The following is a 407-nucleotide window of genomic DNA, read 5'->3' on the forward strand; positions in this document are numbered from 1 at the left end:
TAACGTTTGGCAAATTGGCGATGGAGCCGACTTTTAGCACAAATGTTGAATAGAATTACTAATCTTCAACATTGCACAAAAGTTCAATAGAAGTACTTCACCGGCTCTATTGCCAATTTGTTTGTTATGTGCCGTTTTATTCCATTTTATACATTTAACAATTGCTGAAACGTAAAGTCGGGTTTAAACATTTCAATTTCGTTTTGAGTTGATTCTTCTTGTGCTTCTTTGCCATAGATAAACATTTGCTGTTCATAATTTTCAATAGCCTCTTCAATGCTGTTAAATTTCCCATTGGTCAGATTATCCGACAATATCAAGGCATCCATCAACCCGCTGTTTACGCCTTGTCCTGCAAAAGGAGGCATCAAATGAGCAGCATCTCCAATCATCGTTATGGGTAATGG

At 37.1% G+C, this 407-nt stretch carries 1 protein-coding gene; it reads right to left on the minus strand.

What is annotated here, in order from left to right:
• Positions 1 to 146: 146 nt before the first annotated feature.
• A partial coding sequence (locus tag VQ048_RS12725) for an FAD-dependent oxidoreductase (RefSeq protein WP_327611991.1) occupies positions 147 to 407 on the minus strand: 261 nt, incomplete at its 5' end.

The sequence above is a fragment of the Bergeyella anatis genome (genome assembly GCF_036016955.1).
Taxonomy (GTDB): Bacteria; Bacteroidota; Bacteroidia; order Flavobacteriales; family Weeksellaceae; genus JAYWXI01.